Below are 14821 nucleotides of genomic sequence, written 5' to 3'. Positions count from 1 at the left end.
CGCGCCCCCGGTCCTTCGAGCCTACGGTGCGGCGGAGCGGTCAGACGAAGCCGAAACGCTAAAACACATCACGGTCTCCGGGCTCCGCCCGGCCGCTCCGCGCCTCCCCATCAACTTTCGTGAGTTTTCACGGGAGGCCAAGAAGGCGTGCCCTCTCCCCTTGCGGGAGAGGGTGGCCCTGCGGAGCAGGGTCGGGTGAGGGGTCTCTCAGATCTCAACACCGCGTGCGGCGGTCAGGCCGGGCGAAGGCGTCTCCCATCCGAGAGACCCCTCATCCGACGGCCTTCGGCCGCCACCTTCTCCCGCAAGGGGAGAAGGATCAGCCGACGCGTTCGCTCCAGAGATCCAGATCCGCCTCATGCCCGATCAGCGCCAGGCCCGAGGCGATCGACTCGAACTCGCCGCCGCTCTCGATGCGTTCGGCCCCGAACCGCCGCAGGAAGATCTCGCGCACCGCCGGCACGAACGACGAGCCGCCGGTCAGGAACACCCGGTCCACCCCATCGGCCGACAGGCCCGAGCGCTCCAGCGCTTGGTCCACGGCTGTCTCGATGGCCTTCAGCTCCGGGGCGATCCAGGCCTCGAACTCGGACCGCGCCACCTCGCGCTCGATCTCCACCGAACCGGCCTTGAACGAGAACAGCGCGCGCTCCTGGCTCGATAGCGCCTCCTTCAGGCCCGAGACCGAGCGGTAGAGGGCGTAGCCGTGGTTGTCGTCCAGCACCTCGATCAGCCGGCTGATCTTCTCCGGCTCGACCGCCGTGCGCTCCAGGGCGCGGATGTCGCGCATGTCCTTGGAGGCCCGCAGCATGGCCAGCTGATCCCAGCGGGCGAAGGCGGTGTAGTAGCGCTGCGGGATCGGCAGGCGGCTCGACATCGCCTTGTAGAGGCTGCCCTTGCCGAGCTCCGGCGAGACGACGTTGTCGATGATCCGGTAGTCGAAGGCGTCGCCGGCCACGCCGACGCCCGAACGGGCCAGCGGAACCGAGCGCAGCTGGCCCTCATGGCGCTCGAACCGCACGATCGAGAAGTCGCTGGTGCCGCCGCCGAAGTCGGCCACCAGCACCGTGGCGTCCTCCTTCAGCTGGCGGGCGAAGAAGAAGGCCGCCCCGACCGGCTCGTGGGCGTAACGGATGTCGCTGAAACCGAGCCGCTCGAACGCCGCCTCGTAACGGCGCAGGGCCAGGGCCTCGTCGGGATTGCCGCCGGCGAAGGTCACCGGCCGGCCGACGATCACCCGCGGCGGCAGGTCGCTCATCTGGCCGCCGGCGTGGTCACGCAGCTTGAACAGGAACGCGGCCAGCAGGTCCTCGAACAGGTAGCGGCGGTCGAGGATCTTGGTCTCGGTGAAGGCGGCGCTGGCCGCGAAGGTCTTGAACGACTGGACGAAGCGCGTCTCCAGCGGGTCCTCGACATAGGCCTCGATGGCCCAGGGGCCGGCCTCGATGACGCGCTCGGTCGGGCGGCCGTCGGGGCCGGCGACAGAATGGAAGCTGAGCGCTGAGCGGAAGGCGAAGATGTCCTTCTCGCCGACGGGGAAGCGCACCAGGCGCGCGGGACCGCCGCCGTCGGCGATGGCGACGACGGTGTTGGTGGTGCCGAAATCGATGCCGATCGTCGGCTGGACGGCGGACGTCATTGGAAAGCTCGGGCCGGGGAGGGGCCGTGCGTCCTACAGCCATCAGCGCGGGGGTCAAGCGACTTAACGGGGTTTTTACGCCGCAGTCGAAAAACTGGGTTCGGCAACCGTGAATCCGGCGCGGACTTAGACAACATCCGGGGGGAAACAGACATGAAGCTCGACGATCTCAAGATCGCCTCGAAGGTCGCCCTGCCGGCCGTCGTGCTGGGCGCGGCGGTGCTGGCCTGCACGGGCCTGGGCGTCTGGCAGCAGAAGAGCCTGGACGCGGCCACCAGCCGCCTGGTCGAGCACCGCGCCCCCGCCGAGGTGCAGTCTGCGCGCTTCAGCCGGCGCCTGGCCATGATGGGCCACGCCGCCCACCGCATCGTCACCTATGACGGCGGCTCGCAGCAGGCCCAGGCCGCGTCCAAGGAACTCGACAAGGTCTATGGCGAGGGCAAGGACAGCCTGGCCAAGATGACTGGCTTCGACCCCGCCGTCGCCGAGAAGACCGAAGGCTTCGCCGCCCGCATCGACGCCCTGTACGCGGATGCGCGGGCCGCGGCCGACAAAGGTTTGTCCAATGATGACACCGGTGCCATGTCGCATCTGGCGGCCATGGATCCCGCCATCGAGGGCCTGGCCAAGGATGTGAAGGCCTGGGGCGACGGCTATCACGAGCAGACCGACTCCATGGTCGCCGCCGCCCGCTCCAAGGCCAAGCGCGGCGTCCTGCTGACCCTGCTGTTCGGCGTCGCCGCCGCGCTCGGCGGCGTCGCCTTCGCCCTGTGGATCGGGGCGGTGAAGATCTCGCGGCCGGTGGCGGGCCTGTCGCGGGCGATGAGCGATCTCGCCGAAGGCCGGCTGGAGGTCGCCGTGGCCGGCGCCGGCCGTCGCGACGAGGTCGGGCAGATGGCCCGCACCGTCCAGGTGTTCAAGGACAACGCCCTGGCCCTGAAGTCCGCCCAGGCCGAGCAGGCCCGCACCCGCGCCGCCGGCGACGAGGAGCGCGGCCGCAACGAGGCGGCGCGCGAGGCGGCCGCCAGCGAGCAGGCCTTCGTCATGGAGCGGATCGCGCAAGGCCTGTCGCGCCTGTCGCGCGGCGACCTGACCGTGCGCGTCGCCGAGGCCTTCCCCGACGGCTATCGCCAGCTGCGCGACGACTTCAACGCCGCCATGGGCCATCTCGACGAGGCCATGGGCCAGATCCTGTCGGCCGTCGACGGCATCGGCCGGGGCTCCGACGAGATCGCCGCCGCCGCCGACCACACCGCCCGCCGCAGCGAGCAGCAGGCCGCCAGCCTGGAAGAGACCGCCGCCGCCCTCGACGAGATCACCGCCACCGTCCGCCGCGCCTCGCAGGGCGCGGGCGAGGCCGCTCGGGTGGTCGGCTCGGCCCGGGGCGAGGCCGAGCGCTCGGGGCAGGTGGTGCGCGGCGCCGTCGAGGCCATGACCGGCATCGAGACCTCCTCGCGCCAGATCGGCCAGATCATCGGCGTCATCGACGAGATCGCCTTCCAGACCAACCTGCTGGCTCTCAACGCCGGCGTGGAGGCCGCCCGGGCGGGCGAGGCGGGGCGCGGCTTCGCCGTGGTCGCCCAGGAGGTCCGGGCGCTGGCCCAGCGCTCGGCCGACGCCGCCAAGGAGATCAAGACCCTGATCTCGACCTCGGCCCGCCAGGTCGACGAGGGCGTCAAGCTGGTCGGCCAGACCGGCGAGGCGCTGGAGGGCATCGTCTGCAAGGTCGGCGAGATCGACGCCCTGGTCCGCGAACTGGCGGCCTCGGCCGGCGAACAGGCCACGGGCCTCAACGAGGTCAATGCGGCGGTGAACCAGATGGACCAGGGCGTGCAGCAGAACGCCGCCATGGTAGAGGAAGCCAACGCCGTCGCCCACGCCCTGAAGAGCGAGATCGCCGGGCTGGTCGAGATGACGGAACGCTTCCGGGTGTCGGGTGTGGGGCAGGCGCGGGGCTACCGGATGGCGGGGTAGGGGTCAGCGTTCGCATTGACTTTTCCTCCGCGCGCCCGTCCTTGGCGCGCTCACTTGGAAGGGCCGGATCTTGGAACAGTTCGACGTCGTGGTGCTGGGGGCCGGCGCGGCCGGCATGATGTGCGCCATCGAGGCCGGCAAGCGCGGGCGCTCGGTGCTGATCGTAGACCACGCCAAGGCGCCGGGCGAGAAGATCCGCATCAGCGGCGGCGGCCGCTGTAACTTCACCAACATGGGCGCGACGCCGGCCAACTTCCTGTCGGCCAATCCGAAGTTCTGCGTCTCGGCCCTGCGCCGCTACCGACCGACCGACTTCATCGCGCTGGTCCGCAAGCACGGCATCGACTTCCACGAAAAGACCCTGGGCCAGCTGTTCTGCGACGACTCCGCCAAGGACATCATCGCCATGCTGCTCGACGAGATGGAGCAGGCCGGCGTCGTGCTACGGCTGGAGACGAGCGTCGAGGGCGTGGCCAAGAACGGCGAGAGCTTTGTCGTCACCCTGTCGAGCGGACCCGTCGCCTGCGCCTCGCTGGTGGTCGCCACCGGCGGCAAGTCGATCCCGAAGATGGGCGCGACGGGTCTGGGCTACGAGATCGCCCGTCAGTTCGGCCTCGCCATCGTCGAGACCCGTCCGGCGCTCGTGCCGCTGACCTTCGAGGCCCGCACGCTGGAGCGCCTTTCGCCGCTGTCAGGCGTCTCGGTGGACGCCGTGGTCAAGAGCGGCAAGACCAAGTTCCGCGAGGGGATGCTGTTCACGCACCGGGGCCTGTCGGGGCCTTCGATCCTGCAGATCTCGTCCTACTGGCGCGAAGGCGGCGAGATCGTCGTCGACATGGCGCCGGGGACCGACGTCTTCGCGACGCTGAAGGCCGAGCGCTCGGTCAACGGTCGGCGTGCGCTGCACACGGTGCTGGGCGAGATCGTGCCCAAGAGGCTGGCCCAGAAGATCGTCGAGGACGAGGGCGTGACCGGCAACATCGCCGACTGCTCGGACAAGGTGCTGGCCCGCGTCGCCGGGGTCGTGAGCGCCTGGACCTTCAAGCCGGTGGGCTCGGAAGGCTATCGCACGGCTGAAGTTACGCTGGGCGGTGTCGACACCGACGGCCTGGACTCCCGCAGCATGGCGGCCAAGACCGTGCCTGGGCTCTACTTCATCGGCGAGGTCGTCGACGTCACCGGCTGGCTGGGCGGGTATAACTTCCAGTGGGCCTGGGCGTCGGGCTGGTGCGCGGGGCAGGCGGCCTAAGAAAAACCCCTCAGTCGCTGGGCGACTGAGGGGTTTTCGAAGGCGGACTACTTCTTCTTGAACGGCTTGGGTTTGCCGGCGAAGTCGCTCTTGCCCTTGAAGGGCTTGGGACCCTTGAACGCGGGCTTGTCGCCGAAGGCCGGCTTGGCCTTGTAGGGCTTGGCCGGAGCGTCGCCGAACGCCTTGGGCGCGCGGGGCTTGTATTCGCGCGGGCCGTCGGCGTTGTCACGGCCCTCGGCGCGGGGCTTGTAGGCCCGCTTCGGCGCGCCGTCGCTTTCGGTCGGCGAATAGGGACGCGGTGCGGCGTCGCGATCGCGCGGCTTGAAGTCGCGGGGCTTGTCGTCCCGCGGCGGACGCGGCTTGTACTCGCCCTTGGGCTCTTCGCCACGGCCATAGGGCTTGGCGCTGCTGGCGCCGTCGCGGTCATAGCCGCCCGGACGCGGGGTGTGGTCGCGCGAACCCGGGGCGTTGGCGCGGGGGCCGCGCGGCGCGTCATCGTAGTTGCGCGGCGGACGCGGCGCGCGCGGAGCGTCGCCGTCGAACTCGCGACGCGGGCCGCGCGGAGCCGGCGCGGCGGTCGGGGTGATCGAGACGTCTTCGCGAACGGTCGACTGGACCGCCGCGCCGAACTTCACAGCCGCCTCGGCCGAGATCTCGAACTTGGTGTCGTAGTCGAAGATCCGGATCGAGCCGATGTCCTTCTTGGTGATGTGGCCCTGGCGGCAGATCAGCGGGATCAGCCACTTGGGATCGGCGTTGCCGCGACGGCCGACGCTGATGCGGAACCACTCCGAGCCGTCCATGCTGGTGCGCGGTTCGCGCTCGGGACGGTCGCCGAAGTCACGCGGGGCGAAGTCGCGGTCGCCGCGGGGCTCGCGCGAACGCGGGCCCGGATCGGCGCCGTGGCGCGGGTCGTCGTAGATTTCTTCCGGCGCCGGCAGCTTGGCGCGGCGGGTGCGGATCAGGGCCGCGGCGATCTCGGTCGGGGTGCGCTTTGCCAGCATGGCCTCGGCCAGGGCCAGGTCTTCCTCGTTCGAGGCCTCGGCGAAGATCGGATCGTCAAGCAGGCGCTCGGTGTCCTTGGCGCGGATCTCGTCGGCGCTCGGGGCGCCGCCCCAGACGCCTTCGACGCCGGCCGCGAACAGCAGCTGTTCGGCCTTGCGACGGCGGGTGTAGGGCACGACGAGCGCCGAGACGCCCTTCTTGCCGGCCCGGCCGGTGCGGCCCGAGCGGTGCAGCAGGGTCGCCTTGTTGACCGGCAGTTCGGCGTGGATGACGAGGCCGAGGTCGGGCAGGTCGAGGCCACGGGCGGCGACGTCGGTGGCGACGCAGACGCGGGCGTGGCCGTCGCGCAGGGCCTGCAGGGCGTCGGCGCGTTCACGCTGGCTCAGTTCGCCCGACAGGCCGACGACGTCGAAGCCGCGCTCGCGCAGCTTGCTGTGCAGCGAACGGACGCTTTCGCGAGTGTTGGCGAACACCAGGGCGCCGGGGCTTTCGAAATAGCGCAGCAGGTTGACGACGGCGTGCTCGGTCTCGTTCGGAGCCACGCGCACGGCGCGGTACTCGATGTCGCGGTGCGGCTCGTTGCGGTCGATGGTGTCGATGCGCAGGGCGTCGTTCTGGTAGTTCTTGGCCAGGGCGATGATGTCGCGCGCCAGGGTGGCCGAGAACAGAAGGGTGCGGCGTTCGGCCGGGGCGGCGTCGAGAATGAACTCGAGGTCTTCGCGGAAGCCCATGTCGAGCATTTCGTCGGCCTCGTCGAGGACGGCGACCTTCAGCTCGGACAGATCCAGGTGGCCGCGCTCGATGTGGTCGCGCAGGCGGCCCGGGGTGCCGACGACGATGTGGGCGCCGAAGTTCAGGGCGCGCTGCTCGCGACGGGCGTCCATGCCGCCGACGCAGTTGACGACGGTGGCGCCGGCCTGGGCGTAGAGCCACTCCAGTTCGCGATTGACCTGCATGGCCAGTTCGCGGGTCGGGGCGATGACCAGGGCCATCGGCAGGCCGGCCTTGGGCAGGCGTTCGGCGTCGCCCAGCAGGGTCGGGGCGGCGGCCAGGCCGAAGGCCACGGTCTTGCCCGAGCCGGTCTGGGCGCTGACCAGCAGGTCGCGGCCTTCGGCGTCGGCTTCCAGCACGGCGGCCTGGACGGGGGTGGGCTCAGCGTAACCTTGAGCGGCGAGAGCCCGCTCAAGAGCGGGGTGAGAGGCGGGGAAGGGCATGTCGGTCCAGTTCGATTCTGCAGGCGGCGGCACACAAAAACGCCCGCGGCCTGCGCCACGACCAAATTACGACCCCGATGTCCCGGACCCGTCTGATTGGTCACTTGTCATGAAAATAAACTCCTCCGGCCGCCAAAACGAGGCGCTCGGGCGACCGAGGAAGTTTGGAAAGGCGCGTTAAGACGCCAATCTGCCTCGAAAGGCAAGAGCCGGCGGATAATTAGCCCCCACTGCGGCGCTTTGGCCGCAGCGTTTGGTTAAACGAAAACGCCCCGCCCGGATGGTCCGGACGGGGCGTCGTTCAGATGATGCGCAACGCGATCAGCTCTTGGGCGGAGCCATGTTGGGCAGCTTGCTGGCCGTGGCCTTGTTGGCTTCGTGCTGGGCGGGCGGCAGCGGGATCAGGCCGCGGCCCTGCAGGTAGCCGCCGCGGCCGGTGGCGGCGTCGGAGACGAACTCGGCCAGGTATTCCTTCAGGCCCGGGGTCACGCCGACCTGGCCCTTCTTGACGTAGATGTAGAGCGAGCGCGACAGCGGGTAGCTGCCGTTGGCGATCGCCTGCGGGGTCGGCTTCACGCCGTTGACCGCCGCGCCCTTGATGACGTTGGCGTTTTCTTCGAGGAACGAGAAGCCGAACACGCCCAGGGCGCCCGGGGTCTTGGTCAGGGTGCCGACGATGGCGTTGTCGTTTTCGCCGGCGTCGATCCAGCCGCCGTCCTTGCGCAGCGGGTCGATCTTGGCCTTGAAGGCCTTCTCGTCGCTGTCGTGCAGGGACTTGGCGGTCGGGAACTTCTTGGCGCCGTTCTCGATGGCCAGCTCGACCCAGGCGTCGCGGGTCCCCGAGGTGGGCGGCGGGCCGTAGACCAGGATGCGGTTGGCCGGCAGGCCGGCGCCCACGTCCTTCCAGGTCTTATAGGGGTTGGCCACGAACTGCCCGCCGCGCAGGGCGTTCTGGGCCAGGCCCAGATACAGGTGCTCGAGCTTGAAGTTGTAGTCGGGCGACTTCTTGTCCATCGCGATGACGATACCGTCGAAGCCGATCTTGATCTCGACGATGTCCTTGACGCCCTTGGCCTTGCAGGCCTCGAACTCGGACTTCTTCATCGGACGCGAGGCGTTGGCGATGTCGGGGAAGCCCTCGCCCATGCCGCCGCAGAACATCTTGATGCCGCCGCCGGTGCCGAGGCTCTCGACCTTGGGCGACTTCTTGCCGGTCTTCTTGGCGAAGTTTTCGGCGACGCGGGTGCTGAACGGGAAGACGGTCGAAGAGCCGGCGGCCCAGACGTAGTCACGGGCGGCGTGGGCGCTGGGCGCCAGGGCCAGCAGGCCGAGCGCGGCGGCGGCTCCGAGGAAGGCTTTCATGGACGACATCCTGATGGTCGGCTTGGGGCCACGGGAATCATTGGACGCGCTGAAGGATCTGGGGGAGCGATCCTTCAACCTCGCCGCGCGCAGACTAGCGGCGGCGAGGTCGGCTATTTGTCACAGTTCGACGACAGATTTGCGACACCGGCCAGGAAAACGTCCGACCACGGATCAGGATGCGTCGGCGGGAGGGTGGCGGTCGAGGATGTCGAGCACCTTCTCCTTGGGACGGGCCAGCACCGCGCCCTTGGGCGTGACGACGATCGGACGCTCGACCAGGATGGGGTGCTCGACCATGGCCGCCAGGATCGTGTCGTCGGACGTCGCCGGATCGGTCAGGCCCAGTTCCTCGGCCGGCGTGCCCTTGACGCGCAGCAGGCCGCGGGCGCCGAGGCCGGTGCGGGCGGCCAGATCCTTCAGCTGTTCCAGCGTCCAGCCGGTTTTCAGATATTCGACCACGGTCGGCGCGTAGCCGGCGGCCTCGATGATCGCCAGCGTGTTGCGCGAGGTGCCGCACTTGGGATTGTGGAAGATGGTGACGGGGAAGTCGGTCATGCGGGGCCTCTCGATGCTTTGACGAGGCAGATAGCAAGTCGGCCGCCCGGTCGCCACGGCATGCGTGACGCTTCAGGATAGTAGTTGCGATTCACTCGCAATGATGCGAGGAGGGCGCCCCCGACCGGAGAGGAGCGCCCGATGCGCGACGACCGGGGTCTGGACGACCCGCCGCCTTCACTCGATGAACTCCTTTCGGAGCCGATCGTCCGTCTGCTGATGCGTCGGGACGGGGTGGAGGAGGGCGAGGTCCGCAAGCTCATCGCCCGCGTCGCCCTCCGCCGGAAGCGCTAGAGACTCTTGAGGATCAGGTTGGGCAGCACGCTGTTGTCCCACTCGGGCGTCTTGGGCGGGCTATCGCCGACCCGCAGCACGATCAGGCGCTTGGACGGCACGATGTAGACCACCTGGTTGGAGTTGCCGCAGAAGAGATAGAGGTCGTCGGCGGCGTAGGGCTCGCTGTGCAGGATCTTGGGCCAGGGCAGGTCCGGCGCGGCCCAGCCGCGGCGTTCCAGATAGGGCGCGCCGATATAGACGCCCAGGCCGTAGTGCGTGTTCTGCTCGGTCGGGGTGCGCATCTCGCCGACATAGCCTTCCGGCAGCAGGCGCACGCCGGCGTGGACCCCGTCGTCGAGCAGCAGGATCGCCAGGCGCAGCCAGCTTTCGGCCGGCAGCAGGATGCAGCAGCCCGAATGGGCCAGGCCGCCCGGACGATCGACCCAGATCTGGCCTCCCGGCGCGTCGATGGGCTTGAGCACCTCTTCGGAGATGAACTCGGCGTAGCGGCGGCCGGTGGCGCGCTCGATGACCAGCGCCACCAGTTCCGAAGTGGCGTTGGCGTAGTCGTAGCGGCTGCCCGGCGTATGGACGAGCGGGTAGTCGTTGATCAGCACGTCGTCGTGGCGCGGGTGCAGATAGGCGCGGTTCAGCACGTCGGCCGGATCGGTGCTGAAGCCCTGGGGCAGCAGGCCCGTGCGCATGTCGAGCGTGTGGCGGACCAGGATGTCGGCCTTGGGCGTGCCCTTCCACTCGGTGATGAAGTCGGCGACCGACTGGTCAAGCGACTCGATGACGCCCAGCGCCAGGGCGCGGCCGATGGCGACCGCGGTCAGCGGCTTGGCCAGCGACTTGGACGCCAGCAGCGACGGGCGGGCCGCGCCGGCGAAATAGGTCTCGCGTTCCAGCACGCCGTCGCGCCAGACCATGAAGGCCTTGGCGTTGCTGTCCTTGGCGTAGGCCTCGGCCGCATCGAGCGCCGCGGCGTCGATCGTGGCCGTCGCGGCGGCTGGAATCAGCGTGCGCCCAGCAGCGCCTGGCACGGGCTCCAGCGTGTCGTAGGTCTCCTGCGGAGCATTAGCGGCGGCCTGAAAGCGCTGAAGATACAAAGCCTCGTCGGCTGACGTTACGGAAATTTCAGCGGTCATCTCGGGCTCCGACGTTATGTGAGTCTGACCGTAATTCCACGAATTGCCACTTCGTTGACCGCGTGGTCAAATATCCGCCCTGCGAAAGAGCAGGCGACGCACAAAAGACGACTCCGACCGTGGCGGGGCTTCGTTGCGCTATCCGGCGAACGGATAGTCGGGACGTGGTTTCCGCCAGACCCTCGCCGCCACGGTCTGGAGTTCGCGTGAATCTGGAGGAGGCGTTTCTATGGAAAAAGGTGTGCCGATCAGGGCCATCAGCCGCTGCATCTCGGTGCTGCAGGCGATCAACCGCCGTGGTTCGCTGTCGATGATGGAGATCGCCCAGACCTCGGGCGTTCCCTATCCGACGGCCTGCCGCATCGTGCAGACCCTGCTGCACGAGAAGCTGATCGAGCGGGAGCCGGCCCGGAAGCGCTATCGACCGACCATGCTGGTGCAGTCGCTGTCGCACGGGTTCCAGGAGAGCGATCGCCTGGTCGCCTGCGCCCGTCCGCACATCGTCGACCTGACGGCCAAGGTGACCTGGCCGGTGTCGATCGCCACCCGGGTCGGCCAGCAGATGATGATCCGCGACTCGACCCACACGATGACGTCGCTGACGCTGAACAACTATTATCCGGGCTACACCCTGCCGATCCTGGAGAGCGCGGCGGGCAAGGCGTATCTCGCCTTCGCCAGCCCCGACGAACAGGCGGCGGTGCTGGAGGCCTATCGGCGCGGCGAAGGCCAGGTCGATCCGCTGACCCTGCAATATGCGGAGTCCGGCGGCATGTTCTCCGACATCATCGAGGCCGGCTGGGCGACCAAGGGGCGCAATCCCTATACCGCCACCCCGGGCAAGACCTCGTCGATCGGCGCGCCGATCTTCAACAGCGAGGGCGTCTGCGGGGCGCTGGTGCTGGTGTTCTTCAGCTCGTCGATGAAGATGCCGGACGCCGTCAAGCAGTACGGCGACAAGCTGAAGTCGGCCGCGGCCGCCATCAGCCGCGACCTGTCGGAGCCGCTGTCCCGCGCCGCCTGATGGCGCGGGGCGACGCCTCAGGCGGTCTTCTCGGGCGTGGTCCATTGCGGATAGCGTCCCATCAGGAGGATCAGCGCGCCGCTGGCCACAAAGCCGGCGGCCGCGATCGCCAGGGCGCGGCCGTAGCCGCCGTCGTGGTCGTAGAGGGCGCCGATGCCGATCGCGCCGATCGGCACGCCCAGCGAGATGGCGATGCCGATCAGGGCGTAGACCGCGCCGTACGAGCGCATGCCGAAATAGCGGGCGACGAAGAAGGCGGCGACGTCGACTTCGCCGCCCTGCGCCGCGCCGATCAGCAGCACGGCCAGCACGGCCAGCGGCCATTGGCCGTGGCCGATGGCCAGCAGGCCCACGCCCAGGGCCGGCAGGACGAGGGCGATGGCGGCGGGGATCGGGGCCCAGAAGCGGTCCACCGCCCAGCCGACGACGATGCGCCCCAGCGCCACCGAGACCGCCAGCAGGGCCACCAGCCAGCCGGCGACGCGGGCGTCGAGGCCCTGGTCGGTGAGGATGGGCTGCAGTTGGCTGATCACGCCGGTCAGGCCGGCCGTGGCCAGCAGGATGGCCAGCGACAGGATCCAGAAGCGGCCGGTCTTCAAGGCCTGGCCGGCGGTGAGGCCGACCTGCGAGACGCGCTTGGCGGCATCGATCTCGGTCGCGGCGGCGCCGTGTTTGGCCAGCCAGCGCGGGCGCTCCCACAGGGCGAAGAAGACGGTGGGCAGGGCGACGAACAGCGACAGCCCAGCCAGCGTCGCATAGCCGCCGCGCCAGCCGTGATGGGCGATGACGAAGCTGAGCAGCGGCGCGCTCAGCGCCGCGACCAGCGAGACGCCGGTCAGGGTCAGGCCGAGAGACAGGCCGCGGCCCTTCTCGAACCAGGTGTTGACGGCGCGGGTGTAGCCGATCGGGCCGGTGCCGCAGCCCAGGATCACCAGGAGGGCGAAGAGGCCGTAGAAGGCGCCCAGCGACGGCGGCATGGCGGCCAGGCCCAGATAGACGGCGGCCAGCAGGACGATGGAGACCATCGCTACCGGCCGCACCCCGACCTTGTCGATCAGCCAGCCGAGCACGGGTGCGACGAACAGGGCGGCCAGGGCCGCGCCCTGGGCCTGGGCGATCTTGCCCCGGCTCCAGCCCAGATCGGTCTGAAGCGCCTTCACGAAGAGCGAGCCGACATATTGCTGCAGGCTGATGCCGCAACCTACCCCGATCCCGGCGGCCAGCACCACGCGCCAGCCCTTGCGGAATTCGTCCCGAACCTCGCTCACGCCTCAAATCCCCCAATAGCCCCATTGGAGCATCCGACGGCTCGCGCGCGGCGCGCCATCGCTTCGCGCGGCTTGATCGACAGGCGGGGAGGGCGCGCGGGAAAGCGGCGGCCAGGCCGCCCGCGCTTCAAAACAGATCCCAGTTCATATCGACGGAGTTTCCCATGGCGGACGCCAGCGACGCAGCGATCTTCGGCCCTTCGCAGGAGGCTCTCGCCTTCCTCGCGCAGACCCATGGCCAGCTGATCGGCGAGGCCTTCGTCGAAGGGCGCGGCGAGACCCTGATCGAGGTCGAGAACCCGGCGACGGAGCAGACGATCGCCAAGGTGCGCGCGACCTCGGCCGAGGATCTCGACCTGGCCGTCGCCGCCGCCCGCAAGGCCTTCAAGGGCTGGAGCCGCACGTCCGGGGCCGACCGCGCCCGGATCATGCTGCGCTTCGCCGACCTGCTTGAGCGCGACGCCGACAAGCTGGCCGAGATCGAGGTGCTCGAGAACGGCATGCCGATCGCCCTGTCGGGCGCGACCATCAAGGGCTTCTGCGCCGACTATGTGCGCTACTATGCGGGCCTGGCCACCAAGCTGGAGGGCTCGACCATCCCGGCCCGGGCCAACGGCCGCGAGGCGCTGGATCTCCTCGTCTATACGGTGCGCGAGCCGGTGGGCGTGGTCGGGGCGATCGTGCCCTGGAACGTGCCGGTGTCGATGATCATCCTGAAGCTGGCGCCGGCCCTGGCCTCGGGCTGCACGCTCGTCTTGAAGAGCGCCGAGCTGACGCCGCTGACCTCGATCCTGGTGGCGCGGCTGTGGCTGGAGGCTGGCGGCCCGCCCGGCGTGTTCAACCTGATCCACGGCCTGGGCCACGAGATCGGGGCGGCGCTGGTCTCGCACCCGGGCGTCGACAAGATCACTTTCACCGGCTCGACGGCCGTGGGCAAGGAGATCGTCCGCGCGGTCAGCCATGACCTGAAGCGGGTTTCGCTGGAGCTGGGCGGCAAGTCGCCGTTCGTGATCTTCCCGGACGCGGATCTCGCCGACGCCATCCCGTCGGCGGCCCTGGCCTGCTTCTTCCTGTCGGGCCAGAACTGCATGGCCGGCACGCGCCTGTTCGTGCACGAAAAGGTGCTGGAGCCGGTGCTGGAGGGCCTCGCCCAGACGGCGGCCTATCTGAAGGTGGGGCCTGGCCTCGACCCGACGACGATGATCGGCCCGTTGGTCTCGGCCCGTCAGAAGGGCCGGGTGTTGGAGCATGTCGAGGCCGCCGCCGCGCAGGGCGCCCGCCTGACCTATGCCGGCGGCGTGCCGGACGGTCCCGGCCACTACGTCGCCCCGACCATCTATGCCGACGTCAGCCCCGACATGCGCCTGGCGCGCGAAGAGGTGTTCGGTCCGGTGCTGGGCGTGCAGGCGTTCGGCGACGATGACGAGGCGCTCCTGTCGGCGATCAACCAGACGACCTACGGCCTGTCGGGCTCGGTCTGGACCAAGGACCTCTCCCGCGCCCACCGCATGGCCCGCGCCATCGACAGCGGCCAGGTGGGGGTCAACATCCACGCGGCGCTGAGCCCCGAGACCCCGTTCGGCGGCAACCGCCAGTCGGGCTGGGGCCGCGAGTTCGGGCGCGAGGGCATCGACTCGTACTTGAAGACCAAGGCCGTGAGCGTGAACCTGGGTCCGATTTGATCGGTTGATGGGGACTTCTCCCTTCCCCCTTGATGGGGGAAGGGCCGGGGTTGGGGGTGGTTGCGGCGGTTGAACCAACCTCCGTCGTGCAGGTTGGACGCGCGGCTCCACCCCCATCCCAACCCTTCCCCCATCAAGGGGGAAGGGCTCGGACGTGCGGCTTCGACCTCCCGCGTGAAAACGCGACAGTGTGAAGGAGAGCGGAGCGCCCGGGCGACGCCCGGAGGTGCTTTGTGTTGTTACCGTTTCGACGAAGCCCGTGCGCTCCGCGCGGTCGTTTGGCTGCCGGCTTCCCGGGCGGCGGCGCTCTTAACGCCTTACCAGGACCATCCGCCGGGTTTCCCGTTTGGACGGCGACGAGGAGAGGGGTGCTCTGTAGTCCTCGCCCAAGCAGGCGGCGGGCGGGCCTGGCCAGCGCCAGG

At 69.4% G+C, this 14821-nt stretch carries 11 protein-coding genes; 5 read left to right on the top strand and 6 right to left on the bottom strand.

The window, feature by feature from the left end:
• Positions 1 to 319: 319 nt before the first annotated feature.
• Positions 320 to 1639 carry an Hsp70 family protein gene (locus AC2YHT_RS25400; protein ID WP_487292575.1) on the bottom strand — a complete coding sequence of 440 codons (1320 nt, stop codon included), beginning with the start codon at positions 1637 to 1639 and terminating at the stop codon, positions 320 to 322.
• Between the two features lie 153 nt (positions 1640 to 1792).
• Here AC2YHT_RS25400 and AC2YHT_RS25395 point away from each other — a divergent pair, with 153 nt between their 5' ends.
• Positions 1793 to 3613: a methyl-accepting chemotaxis protein gene (locus tag AC2YHT_RS25395; RefSeq protein ID WP_487292574.1), complete on the top strand. Its 1821-nt coding sequence runs from the start codon at positions 1793 to 1795 to the stop codon at positions 3611 to 3613.
• Positions 3614 to 3683: 70 nt separating this feature from the next.
• Positions 3684 to 4862: a BaiN/RdsA family NAD(P)/FAD-dependent oxidoreductase gene (locus tag AC2YHT_RS25390; protein WP_487292573.1), complete on the top strand. Its 1179-nt coding sequence runs from the start codon at positions 3684 to 3686 to the stop codon at positions 4860 to 4862.
• A gap of 47 nt (positions 4863 to 4909) precedes the next feature.
• Here AC2YHT_RS25390 and AC2YHT_RS25385 read toward each other — a convergent pair whose 3' ends face one another.
• The 3 genes from AC2YHT_RS25385 to arsC form a co-directional block, all read right to left on the bottom strand.
• Positions 4910 to 7081: a DEAD/DEAH box helicase gene (locus tag AC2YHT_RS25385; RefSeq protein ID WP_487292572.1), complete on the bottom strand. Its 2172-nt coding sequence runs from the start codon at positions 7079 to 7081 to the stop codon at positions 4910 to 4912.
• Between the two features lie 321 nt (positions 7082 to 7402).
• Positions 7403 to 8443 carry a substrate-binding domain-containing protein gene (locus AC2YHT_RS25380; protein WP_110121881.1) on the bottom strand — a complete coding sequence of 347 codons (1041 nt, stop codon included), beginning with the start codon at positions 8441 to 8443 and terminating at the stop codon, positions 7403 to 7405.
• Positions 8444 to 8617: 174 nt separating this feature from the next.
• A complete protein-coding gene (gene arsC / locus AC2YHT_RS25375) occupies positions 8618 to 9001 on the bottom strand; it encodes an arsenate reductase (glutaredoxin) (protein ID WP_487292571.1) in 384 nt (127 codons plus the stop codon).
• Between the two features lie 141 nt (positions 9002 to 9142).
• Between arsC and AC2YHT_RS25370 the strand changes: the two genes are divergently transcribed.
• Positions 9143 to 9295, top strand: coding sequence for a hypothetical protein (locus tag AC2YHT_RS25370; protein WP_158285847.1), 153 nt, complete (start codon positions 9143 to 9145; stop codon positions 9293 to 9295).
• Here the strand turns inward: AC2YHT_RS25370 and AC2YHT_RS25365 are convergent.
• On the bottom strand, positions 9292 to 10425 hold the full coding sequence (locus AC2YHT_RS25365; RefSeq protein WP_487292570.1) for a serine hydrolase domain-containing protein: 1134 nt from the start codon (positions 10423 to 10425) through the stop codon (positions 9292 to 9294). The genes AC2YHT_RS25370 and AC2YHT_RS25365 overlap by 4 nt on opposite strands.
• Before the next feature lie 229 nt (positions 10426 to 10654).
• Between AC2YHT_RS25365 and AC2YHT_RS25360 the strand changes: the two genes are divergently transcribed.
• Entirely contained in the window at positions 10655 to 11449 is a 795-nt protein-coding gene (locus AC2YHT_RS25360; protein WP_487292569.1) for an IclR family transcriptional regulator domain-containing protein, read from the top strand.
• Between the two features lie 17 nt (positions 11450 to 11466).
• On the opposite strand, the gene AC2YHT_RS25355 is transcribed toward AC2YHT_RS25360, so the two are convergent.
• The gene (locus AC2YHT_RS25355) at positions 11467 to 12717 is read right to left on the bottom strand and encodes an MFS transporter (RefSeq protein WP_487292568.1); all 1251 of its coding nucleotides are present in this window, start codon (positions 12715 to 12717) and stop codon (positions 11467 to 11469) included.
• A gap of 164 nt (positions 12718 to 12881) precedes the next feature.
• On the opposite strand from AC2YHT_RS25355, the gene AC2YHT_RS25350 reads away from it, so the two are divergent.
• Positions 12882 to 14399, top strand: a complete 1518-nt coding sequence (locus AC2YHT_RS25350) for an aldehyde dehydrogenase family protein (protein WP_487292567.1) — start codon at positions 12882 to 12884, stop codon at positions 14397 to 14399.
• Positions 14400 to 14821: the final 422 nt, after the last annotated feature.

This window comes from Caulobacter sp. SRI_008, assembly GCF_057586355.1.
This window is presented reverse-complemented; position numbering and strand designations above follow the sequence as displayed.

Bases quoted from the DNA above. Each gene is read 5' to 3' on its own strand.
- AC2YHT_RS25400 (WP_487292575.1), bottom strand. From the start codon at position 1,639: ATGACGTCCGCCGTCCAGCCGACGATCGGCATCGATTTCGGCACCACC.
- AC2YHT_RS25395 (WP_487292574.1), top strand. From the start codon at position 1,793: ATGAAGCTCGACGATCTCAAGATCGCCTCGAAGGTCGCCCTGCCGGCC.
- AC2YHT_RS25385 (WP_487292572.1), bottom strand. From the start codon at position 7,081: ATGCCCTTCCCCGCCTCTCACCCCGCTCTTGAGCGGGCTCTCGCCGCT.
- AC2YHT_RS25380 (WP_110121881.1), bottom strand. From the start codon at position 8,443: ATGAAAGCCTTCCTCGGAGCCGCCGCCGCGCTCGGCCTGCTGGCCCTG.
- arsC (WP_487292571.1), bottom strand. From the start codon at position 9,001: ATGACCGACTTCCCCGTCACCATCTTCCACAATCCCAAGTGCGGCACC.
- AC2YHT_RS25370 (WP_158285847.1), top strand. From the start codon at position 9,143: ATGCGCGACGACCGGGGTCTGGACGACCCGCCGCCTTCACTCGATGAA.
- AC2YHT_RS25365 (WP_487292570.1), bottom strand. From the start codon at position 10,425: ATGACCGCTGAAATTTCCGTAACGTCAGCCGACGAGGCTTTGTATCTT.
- AC2YHT_RS25360 (WP_487292569.1), top strand. From the start codon at position 10,655: ATGGAAAAAGGTGTGCCGATCAGGGCCATCAGCCGCTGCATCTCGGTG.
- AC2YHT_RS25350 (WP_487292567.1), top strand. From the start codon at position 12,882: ATGGCGGACGCCAGCGACGCAGCGATCTTCGGCCCTTCGCAGGAGGCT.